The following is a 24,216-nucleotide window of genomic DNA, read 5'->3' as shown; positions in this document are numbered from 1 at the left end:
TATCATTTATTTTTTGCGGTACTCTTTCCCTTCTGCGGTCTGCTCAATGTAGACATCAAAAGGAAGATCCTTGAGCCATTCAGCGATTTTATTGGCAAAACGCCGCCCCTTTCTTGCTGCACTACTGCCACTGCCCAAAGTATTAACAAGAAATTTCTCAGTCAAAGAACCATGCTTTTCAAGGTGGGCCAAGGCGGTATGATATTCTTCCGGGATTGCGTCTGAATAACTCGTTGAGACTGATTTTACCTTTTTAGTTTTCTTTTCAGGCTTTTTGTCATCAGTACTAAGGCTATAGTTTTCTACCTCAAAATATTCAGGATATTCAGAGTTTTCCAATACTGTTTTCCGACGGGTGGTCTTAAAATAAATTTTAGCTTTTGAACAAGGTCCATTACACAGTTTGAAATACACCTCTGACTCCTTCGATAATGGAAGAGTCAAAATATCCCCTTGTCGTTGTGCCCCAACAATATCACCAATTTCGACCAGAACCCCCTCATCAGAAACCAGTTGAACCTCGACTTGAGGTAGAGAAAATAGGCCTGAGTCTTTGGACGTGGGGTAGATTGCGATCCGATGGAAGCCCAAAACATCTGATTTCTTCTGAATAGATAATTCAAAAGTACCTGAGCTACCTGGCAAGTCCTTGCCTAGAGAAAAAGATATAACTGGTACCACACGTTCTTGTAAGGTATTGCCACCATGATAAAAACTGGTTCTACTTTGGTTGGTAATCAGATGAGTTGAACGCTCAAAAATAAACCAGTCATCAGCCCCAGAATGAGAATAATTTAACTGATTCAAACTGGCAGAGATGAGGTTTTCGCTATTTCTTTCCGATCCATATGCATATCGCCGTTCAGCACACTCCAACTTTGGCGCTTTACCTGTCTCAAGAGATTCATCACCAAGAATAAACCCATGGTCAGCAGTAATGACAAACTGCTCATAGCCCTTTTCTTTAAGCTTTATAACAGCCGTCTTTAAGCGTGCCAGACCTTTTTCAAAGTAATCAATACCAAAAGCCAAGGCACCAGATTCACCCATTTTGTCAATATCCAGGGCCGTTACAACCAGGAGTTCTTTATCGACAATATTTTTTAGTTTTCGATCTGAAAATAAAAGTAAATCATGGAGAACAATCCAGGATGTCTCAACGCCTGCATGCTCTTGCAAGGTCTTCTGCCGTTCGTCAGGAGTCTTGACCTGCCTTTGCCCACCTTGGAAACCTGTAATCACACCTTTCTTATCAAAGAGTGGCGCAACCTTTGCACCGTTTACCACCGGGACAAGCGCATTCATACCCACTGCTGTGATTGTTGGCAGCTCTGCCAACATAGGCGAGATATCTTGCTTGCCACAAATAGATTGCAGTTCCTCTACTAATTCATTTCCCAACTCATAGCGGAGTGCATCAACAAAGATGATTGCTGTCTTCTTTTTTTTCTGCAGTGTAGGCTTGACCCATTTGCTATAGAAATTTCTTTGCTGAAGACCTTCTTTGGGTAGAAATCCTTGTATTTGGCAAAGACGATTCCAAAGCAAGGACTGCTCATCAATGCAACTCCTGTACAACGAGTGAAGAGATTTACGAATTTCAATAAACGCCTTTATATGCAGGTCAGAATGTGTGGATTGATAACGTTCTGAAAGAGACGAAAATCTTCTATGTATTTGATCCAGCCCCCACCACCGATCAACATATAAACCAGTTAGATCTTCGTGGCTTAAAACATCCGCACTCTGCTTTTGAACTTCTACGTTTATTTGATCTGCTTTAATTCCCAATTGAGAAGAGACTTCTATCCACTCCCACAACCAAAGTCTTTTCCTATCCTGCTGAAGCCAAAACGTATTTGAGATACTTCCCTTCTTCGCCTTTGGTAATCTAACTTTTGCCAGATCAAAAGCATCTTCCCATCTCCCCTTCTCAAGCAGGGTCATTGCCTCACTTAAAAAGAGGTCTGCCTCAAAGCGAAATGTATCCAGGCTCCCAAGATCCTTAGGGCTTTGCGAACACTCCTCTGGTGTTAAGTTCGCTTCTACCTGTTCAGCCCATTTAACATAAGGTATTGGATCACTTTCTCTAAGCTCATGGAGGAGCGTACTCGATTTTTTAGAATACTCTTTCTGTTTATTCTTTAACCGCCCCAACCTTTCTGAACCTGGCTCTGCCTTTAAATCATGGACAAACTCCATAGCCATGAGATAGCCAACTAACAGGTCTGCCTGATCATCCGGATGAGAACAATCGATCTGATTCTGGTTCCAATCATGCTGCCACTGTCCATCCAGCCCGACCAACTTATCAAAATACTCCAAAAGGAGAGGGAAGCATTTCTCTGGTGCTAAACAGAGTTCTTTATTGATCTTGGCCGGGTTCTTAATAAACTCAAGAACAAAGCCATCCTCACCATATTTACGCAAGAGCCCCTTAATTTCCTGGGGGATGTCCTCTTCATTACTTATAAACTCTTCAGCCTGCGAAAGGGTAAGCCCCTCTTGAGATACAAGAAATTGGGTTTGATCTTCAGAGAGCCTCCCCTGTGCTACCTCCCGAATCATAGTCTCTAAGGAGACCCGCCAACGCTGCCCCGCTTTATACGCCTCAAGGACAGGGGTTTCTTTAATATCCTGTTCATTAAAACCAGGCATGTGGATTACACACTTGGGTACACCTCTACCTGAGAGGACATCTTTGCTCTCTACCATTAACTCAAGAAAAGAACCTCTGAAGGCAAAGATATCATAGTGAAACGTTCCTTCTTTTTTCTGTTCAAGCCAAGTATCAACCAGAGAAGAAAATTCATGATCCTTATCTAACCAGACCAATAAACCTTTGGTTCGGAGATCCTGCTCCAGTTTCTTTCTTATATGCTCAGCGATGACTCCCATTTAAAAATCAAGCTCCAATTGTTTATCGTTCTGCTTGTTCTGCTGTGCATTCCATTTCTTTGCAGCTTCAGGGTGCAGTTCTTCAAAGAGGTCACGCCCTTTGTATTCACCATAATCAGAATGAGCTACAGCCAGAGAGGGGTCTTTTTTCACCTTCGCCATTACCCGATTAGGCCAGTAACGCATTGCCAGATGGGACCAGTCAAAATCTTTTTTGCCCTTAGGCGTAGATAGGGAAGTCCACCATTTTTTAGGATCTTTCCATAGCGGTAAAACCAGCTCCCAGAGTGCGGCAGAATTAACCATTACTCCATCATTTAGATCCATAACATAGGGTGTTTCAACTTCCTGATTTTCGGGAGCAGGACCACGGGTGGCTAACAGAGAAACCTTAGCAGTAAAAACCTTCAGCTCATCCAAAAGTTTATCGAGACCAGCAATCTCCATTTCTACTGCGTTAAGCTGACGATTATCTTTAATAGAATGTCGTTCTTCTCGTAACCGCCTGATGCGATTTTCTAACAAGGATATATCCGGATTCAGGTAATTGGCCAAAATGCTGTTTAGCGTCCCATCGTCCCACTTGTGGATGTTCACCCATAGAAAAAAATTCTTTTTTGCTGAAGTTAGAGGGAAATAAATTGGACGTTTCTGGTAGATAGACGAATGCATCTCAAAGGCTGACGTACGAATCCAAGTATTCAGATTCTTTTTAGAGCGTTGAGCTGGTGTCCAATCAGTGCGGCAATCTAATACTAGAGCATTCTGAATTTCATCCCAGAGTTGATTACTCTTTTCAGATCCCCATTTATACTCAAGAATTGCTTTCAATGTTAGCAAACAGGCCTTGCCCGAATTGGACAGCTCTTCACGGTTTAAGCCTTCCTGGTCATCCAAACTTGATAGATAAAGAAGCCCATGGGGATGCCCCTGTGGGGCCTCAATATCTGGAGTGATGATCCGCTCCTTTCTACGCTCATCCGCCAGATCCACCAATCCTCCTGTTTGGGCATCAAATATCCCTAACAACACTCCTATGGCCCAAGATAGATCTTTAAAGGCTTTAGCTTTTCGATAACCTTCATGGGATAACCCCAATTCGTCCTTGATCAGTAGAAGGCTGTCTGGATGAAGGCGATACTTACGACTTAAACTTAGAAGAGAAAACTCGGCTTGATAGGATTTTGCAAAGTCTTGGGGAATTGTGTCCCGTTCACCATCCCAATGAGGATAATCGAAAACAGATTCTCCTATTTCCTTATGTATGCTCAGTATTGTGTTCTTGGAAAAATGTTGTAATAACTCCTTGTCAATTTCATCACGGATTCTGGCTTCTTCAACTTCAATTTGTCCTGAACTCAGTTGCTGATATCTATACTCCAAGTTCGACTCTGTTGAGGCGAAGATTTGTTTATAAAGAGATTTTGCTCGGTTTATGTAGCTTGTGTATCCAGTAATTTGCTCAAAATAGGGAAGCCTCTCAATATCCCCGACTTGATTGTGAATTGTGGGGTTTAGGGAATGTGATATATAACCAGAAAGGTTAGAGCTCAGAACAACTTGGAGTTTTTCTGGGTCACAACAAAAAATGGAAGAACCTGTATCTGCAAAAATTGATTTGAATTTCCGCAAACGGCAAAGAAAGCCATCTGTCCCAATACTGTTAAACGAAATCCCTTGCTTGAAATAGGACGTTGCATTTCTAATCACAGATTTTGGTTTGTTCAATACTACTTGCTGTCCATCTTTTTCCCATAAGACAATTTCACTTAATGATTGATACCATCTTTTCCCTTCAGCCCCCTTTACATATGGGGCCCAGGTATTGTTATCATTTCTTAGTGAATCTTGTTCTTGAATCATAATTTTTTGTTTATCGACTTCCCAATAATATCGAACATAACGGACATTATTGGCTGTAGACATGCCTTGTTTCACCTCAGCTATTTCAGCTAATTTTGGAGCCTTAATATATGCCTGACGGATCTCTTCAGGCCACCAATAAATCATTGGAGAACCAGGTATTTCAGCAAACCGAGATTGCGAAAAGCTGTAAACTTCGTTTGCTAGAAGAAGACCTCTTGTATTCTTATCAACCTGATACTGATCTCTTCGTATCTGAAGTTTAGGAACAGGTCTTACAATCTTAGTAAATATTCTTTTAAGGTTAGATTTTTGATAAACAAACATTGTTGCAGAAACATCTTTCATATCACTAAATGCCCCGAGGTGAAGGTCGCCGAAAGACAAGAAATTCGATTCTCTTATCAATTTCAAACGGACATCATCAAATTGAGTGAGAAACATCCAACCTCGAAGAGTAACCATTGCAACTTTTCCATATTCTGACACAAGTTGAAAGGCTTTTAACATAAAGACAGAATAGAGATCAGCCTTGCCATCCTGATAATACAGTTGAATCTGGTCACCAATCGACTTATTAACTTTTGCAACTCCCAAGTATGGAGGATTAGCGACAATCACATCATATTTTTGTCCCAACAGTTCAATCAGTCGAAGCCCTTTCCCCATTTGCTCAGCCAGAGATCTAACACCTAAATCCTCTCCCTGATCATGGTTTTGGATGAAGTTAGCCAATGCCTGGAATATTTTCTCCTGTACTTCCTTTACATCGAGTGCGGAAGTGTCGAGACGATAGATTCTCACAATTCTCTCAATCTCTTTTTCTACTTGAAGCAATGACCCAAGATACTCTGCCCCTTTGAGTGCGTTGATAATTTCGAGGCTTATATTTTTATTCAGACCAAGCTCATCCTCAAGAATTTCGATAAATTCTACAATTGCAGGGTCATCCTCTTTGAGATGACTTATTCCTAAATCAGAAGCCACTAAATTCAGATTTTCTACCTGATATCCGGTTTCTTTCTCCTGGGTTTTAATATACAGTGCTGCGGCCCCTATCTGAACAGCCCGGTTGTCAATATCAATACCGTGAAGGTTATTTTTTAATATCCAGTCTATTATTTGTTTTGGGGTGTAATTTTTCTTACTAAGACGGGCCTGGTCCTGATAAAGTTCCCAGAGAAAATCGAAGACATATACCAGAAAGTGGCCACTCCCCATCGCAGGATCAAGAATCTTAACCTTCTCTAAAGATAATGGCGCGGCTTCAATAGTTTCTTCCGCCAGATCCTGAGGCACATAATACTTCCAGAACTCTTCATCGCCATTAATTGGCATTGCCTCAGTTTCGAGAACCTCTTTCAGCGTAGTTCTTTTATTCCACTCGGCCCTTCTGAGTATAAGTTTCTCTATCTTGTCTTTAGCATTGCAAGCCCAGCCATTCTTGGCGCAAATAGCAAGCCATTGTGCCCCCAGGGAATTCTGTACAAGCCACTCCACCATATAGCGTTCTGTAAAGAGCTGTGTCTTATCAGAAAGCTCATGGGCCTCAACCTTGCCAGAAGTGTTTTTTAGCTTCGCATCAACGGCCTTGCGATCTGGGTCATTCCAATACTGATACAGCCAACCCAGAGTAGTATCATCCTTCCAGGCTTCTTGTAGCTCTTCTTGGTTCAGTTCTTGGATCATCCAAAGCAATGTTGTCCCTGGAATGGGTATACACTGGTGGACCTCGTTATACTGGAACAATGCTGGGAGCTCTAAGGCCAACTGATCCCATACCTGCTGGAGTATAAAAGAAAAACCTTGGTCGTCACCCTGAGTTAAGGCCACAAAAAATTCCTGCTCTGTACGAAAGACAGACTTCTCAATACCCTGGCTAATGAGTTTTACCTTTCTTAAATCCCGACATTCCAACTGCATCAGAATAACCAGGCGGTTCGTCAGGGTATAGGCACGTGCTTTAATCAGGTCTTTTAGATTGGATCGCCAATTCTTATGGGCTCTCGCAGGATCTTCTAGCCAGGCGAAGAGCCTTTTGTAGAGATAGTTTTCCTGGTAGGTTAGCTGAACTTTACTGCGATCTTTTGCATTAAGGGAATATCGCTGATAACAGGCTTGCTCCAAGTCTTCCAACAGCCGGTTTCTTATGGCGTTGACACACTGTTTAAAACTACTCTTGGTCGTTTCCCGTAATCCGCTCATTCTTCAAACCTTACCTTTATTCCTGCATTCAGCTCTTTTAAGCATTGCTCTTTTAAGCTGGCAAAAACTCGCTCCAGTTCATTTTCATCACTGATAATCTTATTACGTAAGCCAAGCCGTATGGTATGCACCCTTGGCTTAGGGTTGTCTGGTTCAGGCCCATCCCCATTTGCACCAGACTCATTGACCAACTGATCCATAAAACGATGCGCCTCTGATGTGGCCTCACGAATTCGGTCTGGAGTCTGTTTAATGAGTAAAAGTTGAGGCTGCACTGCTTCCTCATCTACATCTATAAATACTTTGCTGATGCGATGTAGTACCTCCTGCTGCTTGTCTAGCTCTAACTCCCCAAAATCTGGTCGTAACTTAATTTGAGACAATTGAGTATCCAGCTCATCTTGCTGCTGGATCTTATAGCCCTTTCGTATCTGTTTGTAATGGACTACAACGGCTACAGCCATAGGCTTTACATCTGCATACCCACGCCAGGGGGTACTACTCTGCATATGACTCGTAAGAGACGATATCGAATCCTGGATGGTTGATTCCTCCTCCACCTGCTCCAGCTGCTTCACTTGAACCTCAAGTATGTTTTTCAACTGACGCAATTCTTTTTCAGTATCTTCATTAAAACTTTCTTCAATCTCTTTTACTCGGGCAACACCTTTTTCTATAATCTTCAGATTCCCCTTAACCCGCTCCAGAGTCTTTTGGACCTGACGATTCTCCAAGCATGCTGTTAGGGCCTTGTTGAAATCTTTCATCTCTTCAGGCACAGTAATATTAAGGCTTCCAAGTTTGTTCGTTAGCTCAGACACCTTATCCTTCCATTCGGGGAAATGCTTAAAAACGAGATCTGCAAGTTTATCCGACTCACTTTCGACGTGGCTTAACCCAAGGGAATTTTCAAAGAATTTGCGTAAAGTAGTTCTATCTCTTCCGGTTAAAGTGATTTCTTTATTTATTTCAATCTCTGCACGAAGAAACTCCCGGTGCTGTTCAAACAGGGATTTAGCGCCCGGGTCTTGAATAGAGGTTATTTCATTTTTTTTATTATCAATAACGCGAAGTCGTTCTTCCCGTAATAAGCCAATAACAGAAGCCTTAATCACAGAGGTCGAATAACCAAATGGATCAGCACCAAAATACTTGATCAGTTGTTCCCCTGTTAAATATGTTCGCTCTTCCAGATATTGGAAGAGCGAACGAGGAACCTGGCCACCGCATTTGAAAATGATCCTGCCTGCATCATTCTGAGCAATCCCTAGTCCACCGTCTCCATCAAAAAACACTAGTCCTAAACCGGAAGTGTCCTTTTCGAGGAGCTGTCTATAATCGGACTCTGTAATTGAGATATGCCCTTGGGAAAATTTATGAAAAAGTTGACCTATATTTTTTTCAATCTCAGCCTTTAAAGCGTTTTCAAAAGATGCTCCTGCCTGGCTCATTTCGAAGGAGTGACCATCAAAAAAGAAAACTCCTTGAATCCAGACCTGCCTGAGCTCTTTTTTAATCTCCTCCCACAAACGTTCACTTTCTGCCTGTTCTTGGTACATGAGTTGCTGCTTTAGTGGCTGCAACTCCCCCTGCCCTTTATAGCGAGCTATCATTCTTTGCGAACGTTCAAACTCCCTTACCTTGCTCTCCAGGCTGCTGGGGTTACCTGAAACCCAATGGAACATGCTCTTATGCTGCCGACTTAAATTTATCCACGTATCCAGATCTTTGCGTTTACTTGCATTTTCAATCCAATGGAAACAAAGTGTTACCTTTGTGGGATCATTTTTTCCTGTAATTTTCTGTTCCAGCCCCCAGTAGGACTCGAGAGGAAATCGAGCACCATCGAGGATTGGCTGATTTATTGTAGATACAATTTCTTTTTGTAAATCGATGAGGAGGTCAATAATCCTGCTGGAGGGTACAGATATCTCACTCTTTTGCCGGTTCCAATCCTGCGCTGCATTATTTTGCACCCGCCAACCATACTTTTCATGATAGTGGATCCAATTATCTTTTTTGAGATTTTCGAGGGCAGCCTTCACCTCATTTTCAACAGAAGAGGCCCCAAGTTCAGGATAGAGAAGAGAGGAAAGAAGCGGTAACTGTACAGGCAACTGTTCCGCATTCATCTCCAGTAAAGAAATGGCTTTGATTACTTTGGTTTCCCAAGTATCTGTCCCTTTTTTCTCAAAGGCTTTATGGAGGGTTAGCTGAACATCACTATCAATACTCGACCCTATAATATCGTAGAGCATATCCAGGGTCATCAATGTACCGATAGCCCTATTCTTCAAAGCCACAGGCTCACGGTTAAAGAGATCCCATATGTTATTTAGAACAGACCTTACACCGCCAGCATCACTCTGGGTGCGTGCGGACCTACTCCTTATGCACTGAGTAATATCCATAAACAGGGGAATATGCCCTGGTAACAAAGGATAGTGCTCTATGATCTGCTCTCTGGTGACACCTTCGCATTCATATGCATGGAGTTTTAAGGTATCCAAATTGGATGCTGAGACAATGGTTTCCAGCTCTGATCCACTCTTCTTTTTTAGGAGCCTACGACTGACTACTTCTTTTACATTGGCCCTATCTAAATGAACACGAAGCGCAGGAGGGAATCGGTCTTGGAGTTTAAAGAGAACAGACTCCTTGCTTTCTTCCTCTAGCTTTTCTTGGCCGGTAACCAACAGCCATAATGGGCTTTTACCATTTCGTACTCGCCCACCAATCTCTGAAACAAAAGATTGAAGGTCAAGCATCTTATTCTGATCCTTATCGATGTACTGAGAGACCTCATCAACCACAATAAAGATGGTCTTGCCAGGTACACGTCGTTCTATTACCCGATATAAATTAGAGACCATGTTCTGAATACTTAACGAGTTCAGGCTAAAAGTACTGGTCTCTAGAAGGTCATCCTGTTCAGGAAAGATCTTTTTATAGATTGCCCGAAACTGTTGGGGAGCAAGAGCAGAGCTGCACTTTTCCGCCCAAGTTTTTGAGTACTGTTCTTGATACAGAGTTAAAAATTCATCGTAATGCCCCTCGTCTTCCAGAGCGACTTCATAGTAAGCGACGCCATCATGACGTGAATACCCAAGCTTTTGTAGAATATGACGGTAAATCGTATGCGGGGTACTCTCATTATTTTTTGCTGCTGTTCCGATATCAAAGATTACAGCCATACTATCTATCTGGCCGCTAAGTTTCTCAAATACATCATGAAGCTCTTTGAAGTTAGGAGTGTCATCCCGTTCCAGTAGAGCCTTATCCATGGTGGTCCCATTCGGGAGTTCCATACGATCAAGGGCTAGCCCCAAGAGTTTTGCAAACGATGACTTACCTGAGCCAAAAAATCCTGAGATCCAAGACGCAGGCAGCTTGTGTCCTTCGTCAATTGCAATCGAAATCTGGTTTAACAAGGAGACCATCTGCTCATGGATCCCCCCCAACTGATTGCCCTGGGATGTGGGGCGGGTGGTAAATATATATTCTCCAACTTCCTGAGCAGCAACCGATGGTTCGAGTTGATGAAAGTAAATTACTGGTGCGATATTTTCGTCAATATTTCTAAAAAAGACATCTTTGATCCGGCTCATTTTTTCTCCTTTTAATATATCCTGGGGCGATAGTCTCTGTCGGCATCCATCTCTCCCATAAAAGAGAGATAGTATTGCTCTGTTCGCTCACCTGGATAGAGCACAATAGTAGGAACTCGAATGCCCTTATCTAAATAACGTAAGAGGGATGAGGTTCTGTAAAATGGATACAGGCCACCAATTCTTGATAAAAAAATCACAGTTTTTGCAGGATCACCGTGCTCTGTTTTTTTAATTATCTTGTCGAAAACAACCTTTGGGTATTCCTGTGGATCCTTTAAGAATATGTCTAGGCTGTTTTGCAATACACTCAAAGGCATTGAGTGGTTCTTTTTGTTCACACTGTATTGGAGTTTTTCTTCCTCAATAAGCGCCTCAATGAGCTCGCCATCTTCTTGTGTATTTAGATAGTCAATAAGGGTAGAAAAGAGATCCACATTGAGTATTGTCCACCCCTTACTGCGTAACGTATCAAGAAGCTCAACCAAGCGGGCCCTCATCTTGAATTCTTCATGTGGCGGATACTGGAAAAGGGCAAATGGATAATTCCTGTTAGTACTAATACATGGCCCTGCAGGGTTAAGCAGATCCTGTTTTAGTATATCGATTCTATTCTCTAGGCTCATCAGATGCAGGCCTCCAACCAACTTTTCAGATTTGGATGGTTCAAGTTCAACTTTATTCGTTCTCTGTCCCCTGTAAAATCCCAGTAGCCTAACTGCTCGCCCTCGGAGAAAAGAGGGACCAGGAGATCACGGGGTTTTAATATAGATCGAAACAATGGAGACATATCAAAATCATTGGAACCAACTCCGAGATCAGAGAGAGTGTAAAGCATAAATGCCATTGTCTTCACATTAAGGGCAGGGCTGACGATGATTTTCTTCCCTTTCCCCTCAAGTAATCCATTATCGCGGATGGCGGTTAACAGATTCTGGCCATATCTCGCAAGGCTCCCTGCACCCACTGTTTCTGGAAGTTGTTTCTTTAACTCTTGATCGAAACGTGATCGTGGGATCTCTATCAAACCGCTTTGAAAACGGTCTGGCATGAAATCTGTTGTGGCCCAACGGTAATATGGATCATCCAGAAGCATGTAAAAATGATTAATCCATGGGAAATCATCTCTGGATGTCTTTTGATTATAAAGCTGAAGCGATTCAAAATTTTCGGATGTGATCACATATCTCTGCTTAAAATGGCGTGTCAGCTCATTGCATTTTCGTTCACTGGCGTTCCCATACCACCGGTCAATACAGGCGATTTTGGCATTCTGCGGAACAGATAAAAGAACATCAAATGATGCTATAAACTCTCGGCCTTCGGGTAGACGTCCACTGATCTTATTAAGGGCAGATGAGTGGCGTACCTGATAGCAACTTTGGATACTCATGCTATGCTTCCCTATAAAAGGTCAAAACATAACGGCCTTTCTCATTTGTCTTTAATATTGAAGCCATATTTGTCATCACATCAACCATTCCGAGCCCAACTGTCTTTTCAATTTCTCTGCCAAAACTTGACCCTGTGCTCGTAACTGGTTTCTCTGGTTTTATGAGATCTACAAGATCGTCTGGTGTCCAATCCTTCTTGGGATCAAGAATCTGTGAAATTTCTTTTGGCACATCTTCAGGATAACGCTTGAAGTGCCTGAGTCGTTCTTCGAGAGCAACACCCATCTCAGGTTCTGGTCTAAACAATGTGTAAACATTTTGACTGTTCGGCATCTCGCTTACTAATTGAGACTCTTTTAGATACGCTGCCCGTAAAATGGCCTCACCAGCTGAAAGAGGGGCTATCGTATCGCCCAAAAGCCTCTGCAAAAAATCAGCTCCTCCCATTTCATAGGCGATGTCTGTATTCCACCAATTCATCAACTCCTTTTCGCCCATGCGGGCAATAATGAGTTGGGCATGTAAAATTATATCGATATCTGAACTGCTCATTTCATACTCCCGTTATTCACTCGCTCTCGATGAGGTCTCTACCTGTAAAACAAACGTATCCTAGCTCAATCAATACATTGCAACCATCAATAAACACATAAATATCCTTACACCTATTGGTATTAAATGCTCAAATAAGCGAAGTGTTATCGAAACACACGATACTAGCAAAGAGTGCAAATTAAGCAAAGTTTGATATAGTCATCAGCACACATACTATCATGAAAATAATAGTTGTAACATCAAACTGTTACTCTGGAACAATGTAGTACTTCACACATTTATGGAAACAGTCAATAACCAACACAATATCCAGGACCTCTTTAGCAATGAAAGTTTGGACTATTTTCATCAACATGGTTCAACTGCGCTCCTTGCCAAGAGAAACGTTCATACTGGCTCCCTGCTGACTTCAGAGCGAGCTGCATTTTATCTGAACATTTTATACCGTATTCTGCTCTTTAAGCGAGATTATGAATTAGAACCGCTCTACGATGATATTTACAATGGTGTACACCCTGCCCAAATAACGCTCGACCAGAATTACAGCCAAGATCAATTCCGATCGGATATACGTCAGTTAGCCCTATGGGACTTGGTCGATTTCCGCATAGAAAAGCAGCGACTTCGTGGGTATCGCGATAATCGGAAACGTAAATTTCGCTACAGGCTGAAAAGTGAGGCAATCCATTTCCTGGAATGGCTTGAGCAGCGTTGTCTTGATGATATGCAGAGCCGTGGAAATGATACACGCGATCTGCTTGGCGAAACACGGGGCTGCCTTGGTGAACTGCTGAGACTTCTGCATTCGTTCAAAAGTGGAGGAGAAGAGCAGGAAGATACTGCCCGCCGCGTCTTATTTCAACTTTTCAAAGCTGGAGATCTGTGCCAGGAGATCAGTGCAAGCCTTGCTGACTTTAACGGTCGTTTACTCTTTTTTCTAATACAGCATTACCAAATTGAAGAGGTGCGTAAACTCATTCTAGAGATTGATTCGTATGTTGAGACCTTTCTGAAGCAAACTTACAGCCTGCGTGTAGAGATAGTACCATTTCTTGAGAGACTTCTAAAAGGGCAAAATGCCAACAAGATAATGGAGTGCCATCAGATAATGGAGGCTGAGAGACTTCGCACACCAAACCTCCTTCAATCCAGAAGAAATATCAATATTTCAAGCATCCCTGAGAATCTACTGTTGTTTTTTAAGGAGCAAGGAGGGTTAGAGCGGCTGCTTCAGCGGATTAACAACTCTTCAATGCACGTCTGGCAGAAACTACGAAGCCACCTTCGGGAACTAGAGCGAAAGAACAACCGGCTTCAGGATATTCGCTATAGGATAGAAGAGCTTGCCAGGCTTCCAGAAAACGACTGCACCCTAGAGTTTATAACCGAACTTCTTTCCCAGCCGCAAAACAGCTTTGACCCCAACTATTGGGATAATATTGAAAAAGCCGAGCCACCCGAACCAAGAAAACGCATGGCTGGAAAAACCAGCTTCCCAAAACAATATTTGAGCAGAAAAAAAACCACAGGTAAACCTGTAGCGTCCATGGATGAAACACGACTCAAAATGCTTCTTGAATGGATTCAGCAGAAGATTCCCGTTGACGATGACAATAGAAGAATTTTATCTGCGGCAGATTTCGACTGCTTTGAAGATTTCATTCGCGTGATCGAACTTGCACGAGCCGGTCTGCTCGCCGATGGCAAGAGGCTGGCTCGACTGGAATTTGCGCTTAACCCGGAAGATCAACGCATACTGCTCTCCATGGCCGAACAGAGTCTGTGTTGTCCAGAAATGGTAGTTTCCCCCCTCCCTACTTCATCGGAAAAACCATGGAAATAGCCCTTACCAATCTGTTAAAACGACATGGGGATAGAGTTCAAAAAGTCCTCAATATTCTGATTGAAAGCCCTTATTTTTACGCTGTAGACGATCACGACAGTTTTCTTTACCTCAGACGTCATCGTGCTGATTTTGTAGAATTTTTCAAACTGTTTTATGGCTGGGCGCTCCTCATCGACTCAAAGTGCGCGCGGGTCTATAAGGCAGAGTGGCATAATACTGCTATCACACCTGCTAACAGATCACTGTTTAGCTTTTCAAAACGAGATGATTGTCTGGCTTTCATGATACTACTGGAATTTTTTGAGCAACAGCTTGAAGAAAACGGCATGACAGTTGAGGACAAACAGAACCTACGCTTTCACTTTGGTGATCTGCTTGATTACAGCCAGAAACGTTTTGTTGAGATATTTCCCGACAAGCATGAGGATTATTCTCAAGATAAGGTGCGCGATAAAATCTGGAAGTCGGTTATGCCCGAGCTTGAAAAGCACCGCTTTTTAACAAAGATCAAACCACCAGAAGATCTCCAGGCCACTACAGCAGAACTGATATTCGAAGCAATGCCAGCCCTGTACCACTACAATGGTGCGGCATTATCACGCACTATCCCAGAAATGATGCATTCGATCGAGGTAAAAGATGTCTGATAAGGTATATCCCATTAAAAGAATCAGACTGATCAATTTTCATAACTTCGTTGATGAAACCGTCGAACTTGAAGACGGAGGTCACCTCTTTCTACTCGGCGATAACGGGTGCGGCAAGACCACAATCCTCGATGCTGTTCATTACGTGCTCACAGCCGGTAAAGGGATGGAGTGGAACTCTGCAGCCAGGCTAAGCGGTACAAAACGTGATGGGCGTCGCGTTCAAGGCATTGTGCTTAGATACAACCTTGATACCGGCATCATGAACGCGGGAGGCGCCATTACCTATGTGGCCCTGGAAATTGTCGGGCGTAATGGCAAGCTGCTTTCAATTGGCATGGGACTTTCTGCAACAGCACTCGATGAAAAGATAGGATTCTGGGGATTCATTAAAGAATGTATCCTTGAGGATCTGCCGTTTACCACAGAAGAAGACGGACAAATACGACCATCATCCCGCCAGGAATTTAAGCAACGGTTAGACAGCAGCCGCGGTCTCTATACGAATAAAGCAGCATACCAAAAAGACCTCGGTGACAGATTGTTTGGTGGTGAGGAAAGCTATCACGACATTTGCCGTTTTTTATCTATGGGAAAATCTTACAGAGAAATATCAGCGGGTGCGGCTGACTACCATCAACTATTCAAGTCGTTGCTGCCGGAACCTCGTACATCTTTGTTTGAACAGATCATTGAGTCGCTTCGCAGTCTTGATGAATCGCAAACATTGCTCGATGATCTGGAACGTAAGCTTGGTTGGCTCTCTGGACTCAATGGTAAACTCATTGACATTGCCGAGTCACGTCAGGGGATATTGCGATACAAATGGCTGCTCCACCACTTCACGCTTCAGAAAAAAGAGGCAGAAGAGCGAAAATGTCACACCAATCTGGAGGATAAATACGAGAAAATAAATAACGCTCAAGCTACTCTTACTGTCCTTGAGGAAAAAAGCAGAGAACTTGACGAACGGCTGCATAACCTGCAATCCAAAGACAGCTCAGGACTTGTCCGGCAGGAGAAAAGCTGTCAGGATGAATTTTCACGAAAAAAAACACAATTACAAATTGATCAAGCAGAGAGCAGCAAAATACACCGAGAGCTTAAAAAAAATGAAAAAGAACGAGACAAAATACAGGAAAATTTGAAAAAGAAGCTGAACACCTTTCTGCCAGAGCTTGCCCGTTGTGCAACCTCGATACCATTTCCCATAACAGAGTTTCAGGCTGAGATTGACACACTGAGCAGGCTGGACAGCTTTTCAGATATTACAGAGCCGGCACCGCAGCAAATTGTCGAACATTGTGATCACGAAATCCAAATTGGTGTTGAGGAAAGAACTCTCCTTGACCACCAGATAAAGCTCCTCGATAAAAAAATTGCTCTAAAACAAGAGACAGTAGAGCGGCTTGAGGAACGAAGTGAAATAGTACCGCAGTTGGCAGGCTATGAAAACTTCGAACGAGCTATGCGAAATGCAATGCTTACTCCCCGGCCACTTTTCCAAGGGCTGGAATGGGCACCCTCGGTGAAGTTACAGGTGCGCCAATATATTGAGGAATGTATCGGAGAAGAGATACTTGCCACCCAGCTTCTTCGCAAAGCTGAATACGAAAAAGCACGAGAGCTTTGCACCAACTACCCAGGGCTACGAATCTGTTCTGACAAACATGACAATACAGAGATTTCTGACTGGATGCGTCAGGTATTTGACCTCAAAGAGTCAGACCCATCTAGCCTGCTGGCTCTGGCCATGGAGATGGAAAGCAGCGGCTGGCAACCAGAAGTTAGCATGATTGAAGGCAAACCAATCCTTGCATTTCGTGGCCATGAACGCAGACTACACGGTGCGCCAGCCCGCCTTATCGGATGTGACAGCCGCAAAAAAGCCTTGGCCGCCGAGATACGTTCTCTCCACAAAGAGTTGCAACAACTTGGCCAAGAAAAGAAAGATATTCAGAAAGAGCATCAGATTGTGGAGCACAATCTCAACAATGTCAGCACCTTTAAAAAATATATCATCGTTAAATCAGCTGAAATCAGAACTAATATTCAAGGCTGTCAGGAAGCGGCACATGTATTTACAACCACCCAACAGCACTATGACACTCATCATAATCTCGAACTCAAATTAAAAAATGAGGTCACCGCTCTTGAGGTACAGCTTCACGAGTTGGGTGAGCTTATCGCCAAAAAAGGGCTCGCCAACCTCGAGAAACGAATCAAAAAAATTAAAAACCAGCGTGATACTGTTCTGGAGCAAAGTGATGAGCTTAAAGGTAGTATTGGTGGTGATCGACGTGAGATAAGTCAACTTGAGCAATCTATTGCTTCCATCCGTAAAGAGCGCATTTCTCTGACCGAGCTTAAAGAGGCTGTGGAACAAAGGTTGCGAGAAACTCTGGAACCTGGAACAGATGCAGCCCATTACATACTCAAGACTAAAAAGGGACAACAATTCAAAAGACGGGAGGCAATCCAAAAAGAGATTGAAAGCTGTCGGGTTGATTTAGGAACAGGTATCAATAATCTCAAGGTGCAAGTGAATGATCCTGAATTTGGTGGGGCTTTCCGCTTCACCTATGATGAAGAGAAGAGCCAGCTCTATAACTATCGCCAAGAAGCTATTGCAGCAATTATTATTCAACAAACCGATGCCCTGAATGAGCAGCAGGGAGTTATCAATGATCGAACACGCGAATTATTCAAAAAAATCATCATGACTGATCTCATGCAGTATCTGCGAGGTCATGTCGGTGAAATGGAAGATATGGTACGCAAGATCAACAATCTGCTTCGCAGCCGTTCGTTCGGTGGCCAGCAGTACAGCTTTAAAATTCGCCCACTTGATGAATTTAAGCAATTAATTAATATTATCAGAAATACCAACCCATTCGATCCGGCAGGCGAGCAAGAACTGGCAGCCTTCTTTGAAGATCATCGTGACGCAATCATTGCCACCGAATCCGGTGCTATCCCCGATGAATTGGATTACCGCAATTGGTATAGATATGAAATGGTGGTTTCAAATATTGGTGATGAAGGCAAGGTTATTGACCGCCGAAACAAGAGCCTTGGTTCAGGCGGTGAACAAGCTGTTCCAAACTATTTGCTTATTTTGACCATTGCCCATTTTATGTATAGAGGAAAAAAAATACGGTTGCATACTCTACTTTTTGATGAAGCATTTTATGGTATTGATGCAGGGAGACGTGATCAGATTTTAGGCTTTGCCACAGATCTTCAATTGCAACTCTTCATAGCCTCACCAGACCAAGATGGTGTACGTCGGGAGGTTCGCAATTCGACCACAATACTTGTTAAGAAGGACACTAATTATGACGTGCACCTCTTCCCATTTCACTGGAAAAACCCTTCAAATACGCAAATGAGTCTACTTGATCCGCAGCCCTCAAAAGTAGAGGTCGGTTTCGGTGAGGAGTTATGATACCAGCAACCTCTGATTTCCTTATAATGGTCCTCACCAAAGTTGCCCGCCGATATGAACAAAGGGGAATGCTGAGCGGGGTTATAAAAGTCGGCAGCTCACTCAGTCATCAGGAGTTGCAACAGCTCCATAATTACTTTGGAATAGACCCTATTCAGATAAATACAAAAAATGAAGTTCGGGTAAACTTTGACACGTTGCTCAAAAACATACAGGAAGCAGAGTGGGTTGAGAAGATAGGTGCATGTCTTGGCCGCAGACTGAAACCTGCCGATAAACTAGAAATTAAGGATGCCACAAAAAAACTTCTAGCACGTCTCCAACTGGCATTTCCTGGGCTTGAAAAACTGACAAAGCAGCTTGCCGAATCACCTGAGGATATTGAGCGCATTGCAGCAAACACCTCTGAGAAGGAAGCAACAGGACTCTGCTTTCAAGCCACAAATGCTCTGAATTATCTGTTAAAAAATAATGACCCAATAACTATTTCTGAGTTAGGTGCACGTTTTTTCTCCGACAGCAAAAAACTCAGGCAAGGTGAGTTCCGTAATGTCCTTCTTCGCTGGCTCAACGTGTATTGCCCTGACCTTGATATAAGTGACAATGAGGAGCAAATATGGGCAACCTACCATGTTTACCATGATAGAATCACAGTAAACGCTGTAATTTATGGACCTATTGTTTACACAAAAAATGGAGAGGAATTCGACTGGATACACAAGTTGTATGAGCTAGGTGAACCTGCAACAATAAGCTGGGCCAACCTCCAGAATATTGAAACAATACAGTGGAAAGGGCGAGAAGCTAATCCACCAGCACTTATCTGCTGCGAGAACGAAGCTCCTTTTAGTCAACTAATCCGACAAAAATCAGGTGACGCAGTACTTTTTAGCAGTGGATTTCCCGGAAGCGGTGTGCAAAAAATATACGAACTGCTCGCCCCACATGCTTCAGCCTGTTATCACTGGGGTGATACTGACCCCAATGGATTTCGCATCGCATCTATACTCCATTTAATACACCCCCTAACGCTATACCGCTGTGGCATTGAGACACTTCACCGCCACAAAACACACTTGCGCCCCTTGTCTCAAAAACAAAAGAGCAGTGCTGAGGCAATTCTTAGCAGTCAGACACAATTTCCTTTTAAAGATGAGCTTACCTTCACGTTAAAACACGGCTGGATGGAGCAGGAGAGTTGGGGGCCAGAGTCATGAACCAGGTGATATCGCTGAAATAACATACCCCTTTCATACCCGTTTAGATGTATCATACTGCAGCAAGAGGGACTCAACTTATGTCCCCAATAAGATGCCTACACTACAACCTCTTTTCCGAAATTTTATTTCTCCCCATATAAAAATAGTGACCCGTTGCTGTCGACAACGGGCCCCCAGGTGAATTATTCGTGAATTTACTTCAAGTAACAGTCAGATAAGCATTCGACATCAGGGAAATAGTACTGATGCACTCGACGCTTTTTTTTGCCATACTTTGGCACTTCTCCAACCCACTTTGCTCGGATATCCAAACCTAACTTTCTCAATTCGCTAACTCTACGTCCAGGGGCAAGAATATCAAGTTCATGCACCATTTCTGTAGTCGAAATGGGTTGTCTCCAATAAAGTGCTTGCAAGATACGATTCTGCTGCGAATATACAGAATTATCTAAATAAGCATTTTCAACCAGTCTCTTTAAGAGGGCATGATCTTCAGGTTTATCAAGCTCAACATTATTATGGTCGTTGATACTAGCCAGTTCAGAGCATTTTTCTATCTGCCCATCATTTCTATCACTTGCCAACATTTCTCTAAAAAACTTAAACATATATTTAACCTTTCGGTTTAATTGCTTTACACTGCCATGTTATGACAACATTTTGTATTCAATTTCCAAAAACCAAAAACTTCAATATTGGAAAATGGATACGATTAAGGGGCCAGGCCCCGCCTCACTCAATCCTTTCAGAGAGGCACAACCATTGATAATGGTTTTAGCTTTCTCGCTAGAATGCTAGATGGCCATCTAATATCCAGTCGGATAACATCAGTAATGAGAATGCGGCTCACAAGTTCATATCTCGCTGAGCAGAACTGAGTAAACTGAAACCGCTACTGCGGCTTAACGCTTTGATTACATCAACCTGACAGACATATGATGCTGCCTGCTGCACTCGACCATTATTAAACTCTGATCGAAACAATGCATACAATGACAAGGTTATCAGCCAGCATCTAAAGAGGTTTACTGAAAACAGATTGCAGAATCGAGCTTCTCCTTCTGGTCGACAGTTGTATTTCCTGATCTTGAAATAGCTTCACTGCCATTCACCTGATGCATGGCAAACATTTTCAGATAGTTACTCTTCATCTACCCTTTCAGGCTATGTCGACTTTCGAGATCTTCAAGCCAAGATTGCTCTCTATCTAAACGGATTCTCAGGCCATAAACCTTAACGCCATCCTGCTCCCTTTTCTTTGTAACAGAGATGTCAAAACTTGCAGCAGCATCCAATAGGAGTGAAGAAAACCTTTGAAGTGAAACTGCATTGCGGTCGGTCCGTTTACACCACGCCAGATAATTTGGGTAAAGTCGTTCACCCTGATATCTATAAAATACTTCGCCACTGCCATCCCTATACTCCCGCTTATCGCCGACTCGGGTTGCTACATTTTCTGCTGGAAGCAAACACTCGAGCATCCAGTCAACGATTGGATTATTGTACCTGGCAGCATCAAGATTCGACCTCATCACCCTGACAGGCACATTGCTGAATATGTCTGTCACTTCCTGATACGATAACCCCAAAGCCCAGTTCACTATCCCTGGTACCTCTGGGTGCAACAAGACATCCTCACCACCTCTCTGAGCCCATCGAGCTCTATCAGCAAGGCTAAGCCGCTTCTTGAACTCGACCGTAATGCGGCGACGATCAATACCACCTGTGTAATCCGAAGTGGCAAGGCGATCATTACTCATCATTAGAGTCTGACCAGTGTAAATAAAGCTTCCTTGCTGCTGAACATTCTTCCTCTCAAGACGCAGAGGATCCTGGCCGGTCATAGCCTTTAAAACATTTACCGATCCACCATATTTTCCAGCCTCTTCTATTGCGACCAGCCGTTTACCATAAATGCTTGAAGTTTCAAACCGATTCGTTTCTAACTGTTTCAATGAGGTAGTCGTCGCATTTTCATCCCCTACCAATTTAAAGGCCAGTCGGCCAAACGTACTCTTTCCAGTTCCTCCTGGCCCAATGAGATGCAAGAAGACCTGCAGGTCTGCGCGTCCAATAATCAACGCATTTAACCATCCCCGCAAAAGCTGAATTGTTTCTTCATCGCACTCCACAGCGACCGTCAACCATTCTTGGAAATTTGGGCATTCCGCCATTTCGTCAAAAGCCCATGGCATAACCCAAGTAGAGGCATTCTCATCATTTATGTTATCTAATGTGCCAGTAGCAATATCTAATACCCCATTCAAAAAAGGTATCTTACTCGCCTCAAAGGTCGGCAGGTGCAGTTGACCTCCCTTTTCAAGAAGAACAGTGACTCCTGACATGTATTTACTGCTAAAGCCCAAGATTCCAGCTCCTTTATACATCCAGCCGGCAACAACATTATCAAACTCTAATTGAGTGCATTCTCGCCACCGAGACCCTTCGTACTTCCTCCAACATCTACATTCCTTATCAAATGCATATAGCCCCTTTATTTCCTGAGCAATCAATACTGCAGCTGTCGATTGGGGAACCAATTTTTCTTTACCAGCTGCATCGGCCTCAACCAAAGAACAGGAAAACTCATAAATGCCCTCTGACGATGTACGCTCTTCAGACCGATAATTATTTGAAAATGATAACGATGAAGGTGATGAAGCACTTTGGGGGCGCTTTTTAGTCTCCAGATTAATGTCTCTATCAAGCTCTCCAAGAAGCACACTGCTGTTACGTGATTTTATCAAGTTACGGATCTGGATATAGCGGTTCTTTTCTCTTATTTTCAGATCTGCAAGTGCGCGTATTGATTCTGCCTCGAATGCGGCACCGCAGTCCTCCGTGACGCGCACCAGTAGATTCTGAATGATATAATCTGTATCCTCTGCTGAAGGTGCCTCGAATGAATAGGTAACTGACCCGTGTGCAAAAGAATGGATCCTAGGCACACCATTGTTCCAAAAGAATTTTGCCTTGGTCATACTTCCACCGCCATAATCCGGTTCAAGCGGGTCGGCTAGGCTTTGACGATCATAATCCCTCCAGTTCACCAAGACCTGTTTCACGGATACGGGCGCCCCCCCGTTGAAGGCAAAATGCAACACATCACTCCCTTTCAAAATGTGGTTTTGCCTTGATAGGACAATCGCCCTTGCTTTTCCTGGGTCAACTTTTGTTTTAGCAACAATCTTGTCTATTTCATTTTCTAGATAAATCGCATGGTTTTTTCGCTGACGAGGTTTGGCCCGTTCCCTTAAGTCTCTTATGATTTCTTCATACAACTCATTTTCATCCTCTTTAAGGTCAGGCAGTAATCTCGTATCAAGAAAGGTCCCCTGTTTTATGCCCGGTTCTGGAAGTTTTTGGACTAATCCGCCTTCGCAGACCGCTCCAGCACAAAAATCAAGTCTCTCTGGGTTTCCGACATTAAGATCCACAAGAGTTCGCATAAGTAGCGTTCCCGAACGAGATATTTCACATCTCCCATAACCAGCGAGAACGAGCCGTTGACCACATACCTTTAAATACCTTGGTATATCAGTTCCTTCTTTCACAAAGATATAGGTGTGAGAACCATTCCCCTCACCCCTCAACTCAGTACCATGCTTATCAAATATGCAAGAAGAGGTTGAGGGGGTAGCAACATAGGCTGCTTCTGCGATCTCTGGGTGTATGACACTTAGCTGGAAAATCAACTCTTCAGGCGTATAATTACTGAGGGCTTTCCTCTCCTGAGCAACTGCATTGTCTCTTGGCTTATCGTGGTCCAACATCAGCAACCCTGGCCCATTGGGATAAGAGAGAAAATCTCGCGTTCTTGTGATCAAAGGGAGGTTGCCAAAAGTAGAATTTGCCAAACGTCCAAACTCTGCTTTTGTACAAATCCGCGCCCTGTCATACTTAGAAACACCATGAAGAATGGCTTGACCACTGTGGAGCTGCCTAAGAAAAAGCGCAAACTCATCCTGAGTCATGGACAGTGTTTCTACCACCCCTCCCACCATGCAACATTGAGATGAGTCTCTAACTAAAACGCCACTTTCTTCACGGATGATTTTTGTGAGGATACCTTTATCAGATGTAACCGCTGAAAAGGTTACTTTTCCTGGGCTAGCCTGGTTCTTCTTCCCTGATTTTACCGGACTTTTCACCAATGCCGTCTGACAATGAAAGGATTTCGAAAATGCAGAGCCACCCCCATCTTGGTCACTCAGTTTGATAGAAGGATTCTGCATTACACCCTCCTTTCATTTACCCAGTTGGCTACACACTCATCAACTTCATGTTCCAACCAACCTACCGCTCGAGGGCCTCCTAATTTTATTTGAGCAGGAAACCTTCTCTGCCTTATATATTCGTAAATCGAAGAACGTGATAGACCAGTTTTTCTCATTACTTCTGGCAGCTTAATAACCCTACCCTTTGATGTTCGAGATTGGCTTTGTGTTCTGTATTCCCGCATTTCTTAATACCTCCTTGGATCTTATTAGAAAGAAATGAATTCGGCGGGAACAGTACACTTGAATGGCAGT

General features: G+C 43.2%; 14 protein-coding genes. 4 read left to right on the top strand and 10 right to left on the bottom strand.

Annotated features, from left to right (window positions below; all coding sequences use genetic code 11):
* Positions 1–6: 6 nt before the first annotated feature.
* Genes pglZ through brxE form a run of 6 tightly spaced genes read right to left on the bottom strand, consistent with a single transcriptional unit; the run spans position 7 to position 12,520 of the window.
* A complete protein-coding gene (gene pglZ, locus ACN5NT_RS02895; protein ID WP_419174437.1) occupies positions 7–2,898 on the bottom strand; it encodes a BREX-6 system phosphatase PglZ in 2,892 nt (963 codons plus the stop codon).
* Positions 2,899–6,966 (bottom strand): BREX-1 system adenine-specific DNA-methyltransferase PglX, encoded by a 4,068-nt coding sequence (gene pglX, locus ACN5NT_RS02890; RefSeq protein ID WP_419174436.1) that lies wholly within the window; start codon positions 6,964–6,966, stop codon positions 2,899–2,901.
* Entirely contained in the window at positions 6,963–10,574 is a 3,612-nt protein-coding gene (brxC, locus tag ACN5NT_RS02885) for a BREX system P-loop protein BrxC (RefSeq protein ID WP_419174435.1), read from the bottom strand. The genes pglX and brxC overlap by 4 nt, the downstream gene beginning before the upstream one ends.
* 11 nt (positions 10,575–10,585) lie before the next feature.
* Positions 10,586–11,200, bottom strand: coding sequence for a BREX protein BrxB domain-containing protein (locus ACN5NT_RS02880; RefSeq protein ID WP_419174434.1), 615 nt, complete (start codon positions 11,198–11,200; stop codon positions 10,586–10,588).
* A complete protein-coding gene (locus tag ACN5NT_RS02875; RefSeq protein WP_419174433.1) occupies positions 11,200–11,967 on the bottom strand; it encodes a hypothetical protein in 768 nt (255 codons plus the stop codon). Before ACN5NT_RS02875 ends, ACN5NT_RS02880 begins: the two co-directional genes overlap by 1 nt.
* Before the next feature lies 1 nt (position 11,968).
* The gene (gene brxE / locus ACN5NT_RS02870) at positions 11,969–12,520 is read right to left on the bottom strand and encodes a BREX-6 system BrxE protein (protein ID WP_419174432.1); all 552 of its coding nucleotides are present in this window, start codon (positions 12,518–12,520) and stop codon (positions 11,969–11,971) included.
* Between the two features lie 337 nt (positions 12,521–12,857).
* On the opposite strand from brxE, the gene ACN5NT_RS02865 reads away from it, so the two are divergent.
* The 4 genes from ACN5NT_RS02865 to ACN5NT_RS02850 are packed head-to-tail and all read left to right on the top strand — an operon-like array spanning position 12,858 to position 19,681.
* On the top strand, positions 12,858–14,366 hold the full coding sequence (locus tag ACN5NT_RS02865; RefSeq protein ID WP_419174431.1) for a hypothetical protein: 1,509 nt from the start codon (positions 12,858–12,860) through the stop codon (positions 14,364–14,366).
* Complete coding sequence (locus ACN5NT_RS02860) at positions 14,357–15,016, top strand: DUF2398 family protein (protein ID WP_419174430.1); 660 nt, start codon at positions 14,357–14,359, stop codon at positions 15,014–15,016. The genes ACN5NT_RS02865 and ACN5NT_RS02860 overlap by 10 nt, the downstream gene beginning before the upstream one ends.
* On the top strand, positions 15,009–18,464 hold the full coding sequence (locus ACN5NT_RS02855; RefSeq protein WP_419174429.1) for an ATP-binding protein: 3,456 nt from the start codon (positions 15,009–15,011) through the stop codon (positions 18,462–18,464). The genes ACN5NT_RS02860 and ACN5NT_RS02855 overlap by 8 nt, the downstream gene beginning before the upstream one ends.
* On the top strand, positions 18,461–19,681 hold the full coding sequence (locus ACN5NT_RS02850; RefSeq protein ID WP_419174428.1) for a Wadjet anti-phage system protein JetD domain-containing protein: 1,221 nt from the start codon (positions 18,461–18,463) through the stop codon (positions 19,679–19,681). The genes ACN5NT_RS02855 and ACN5NT_RS02850 overlap by 4 nt, the downstream gene beginning before the upstream one ends.
* A gap of 197 nt (positions 19,682–19,878) precedes the next feature.
* Here the strand turns inward: ACN5NT_RS02850 and ACN5NT_RS02845 are convergent, their stop codons facing one another.
* From ACN5NT_RS02845 to ACN5NT_RS02830, 4 genes are all read right to left on the bottom strand, one after another.
* Positions 19,879–20,292, bottom strand: a complete 414-nt coding sequence (locus tag ACN5NT_RS02845; RefSeq protein ID WP_419174427.1) for a helix-turn-helix domain-containing protein — start codon at positions 20,290–20,292, stop codon at positions 19,879–19,881.
* A 417-nt stretch (positions 20,293–20,709) separates the two neighbouring features.
* Positions 20,710–20,835, bottom strand: a complete 126-nt coding sequence (locus ACN5NT_RS02840; RefSeq protein ID WP_419174426.1) for a hypothetical protein — start codon at positions 20,833–20,835, stop codon at positions 20,710–20,712.
* Positions 20,836–23,919 (bottom strand): DNA primase family protein, encoded by a 3,084-nt coding sequence (locus tag ACN5NT_RS02835; RefSeq protein ID WP_419174425.1) that lies wholly within the window; start codon positions 23,917–23,919, stop codon positions 20,836–20,838. It abuts the gene before it with no gap.
* Positions 23,919–24,146: an AlpA family phage regulatory protein gene (locus ACN5NT_RS02830; RefSeq protein WP_419174424.1), complete on the bottom strand. Its 228-nt coding sequence runs from the start codon at positions 24,144–24,146 to the stop codon at positions 23,919–23,921. The genes ACN5NT_RS02835 and ACN5NT_RS02830 overlap by 1 nt, the downstream gene beginning before the upstream one ends.
* Positions 24,147–24,216 lie beyond the last annotated feature (70 nt).

It is taken from the genome of Desulfosediminicola sp., from assembly GCF_048381775.1.
GTDB classification, from domain to species: domain Bacteria; phylum Desulfobacterota; class Desulfobulbia; order Desulfobulbales; family Desulfocapsaceae; genus Desulfopila; species Desulfopila ganghwensis.
This window is presented reverse-complemented; position numbering and strand designations above follow the sequence as displayed.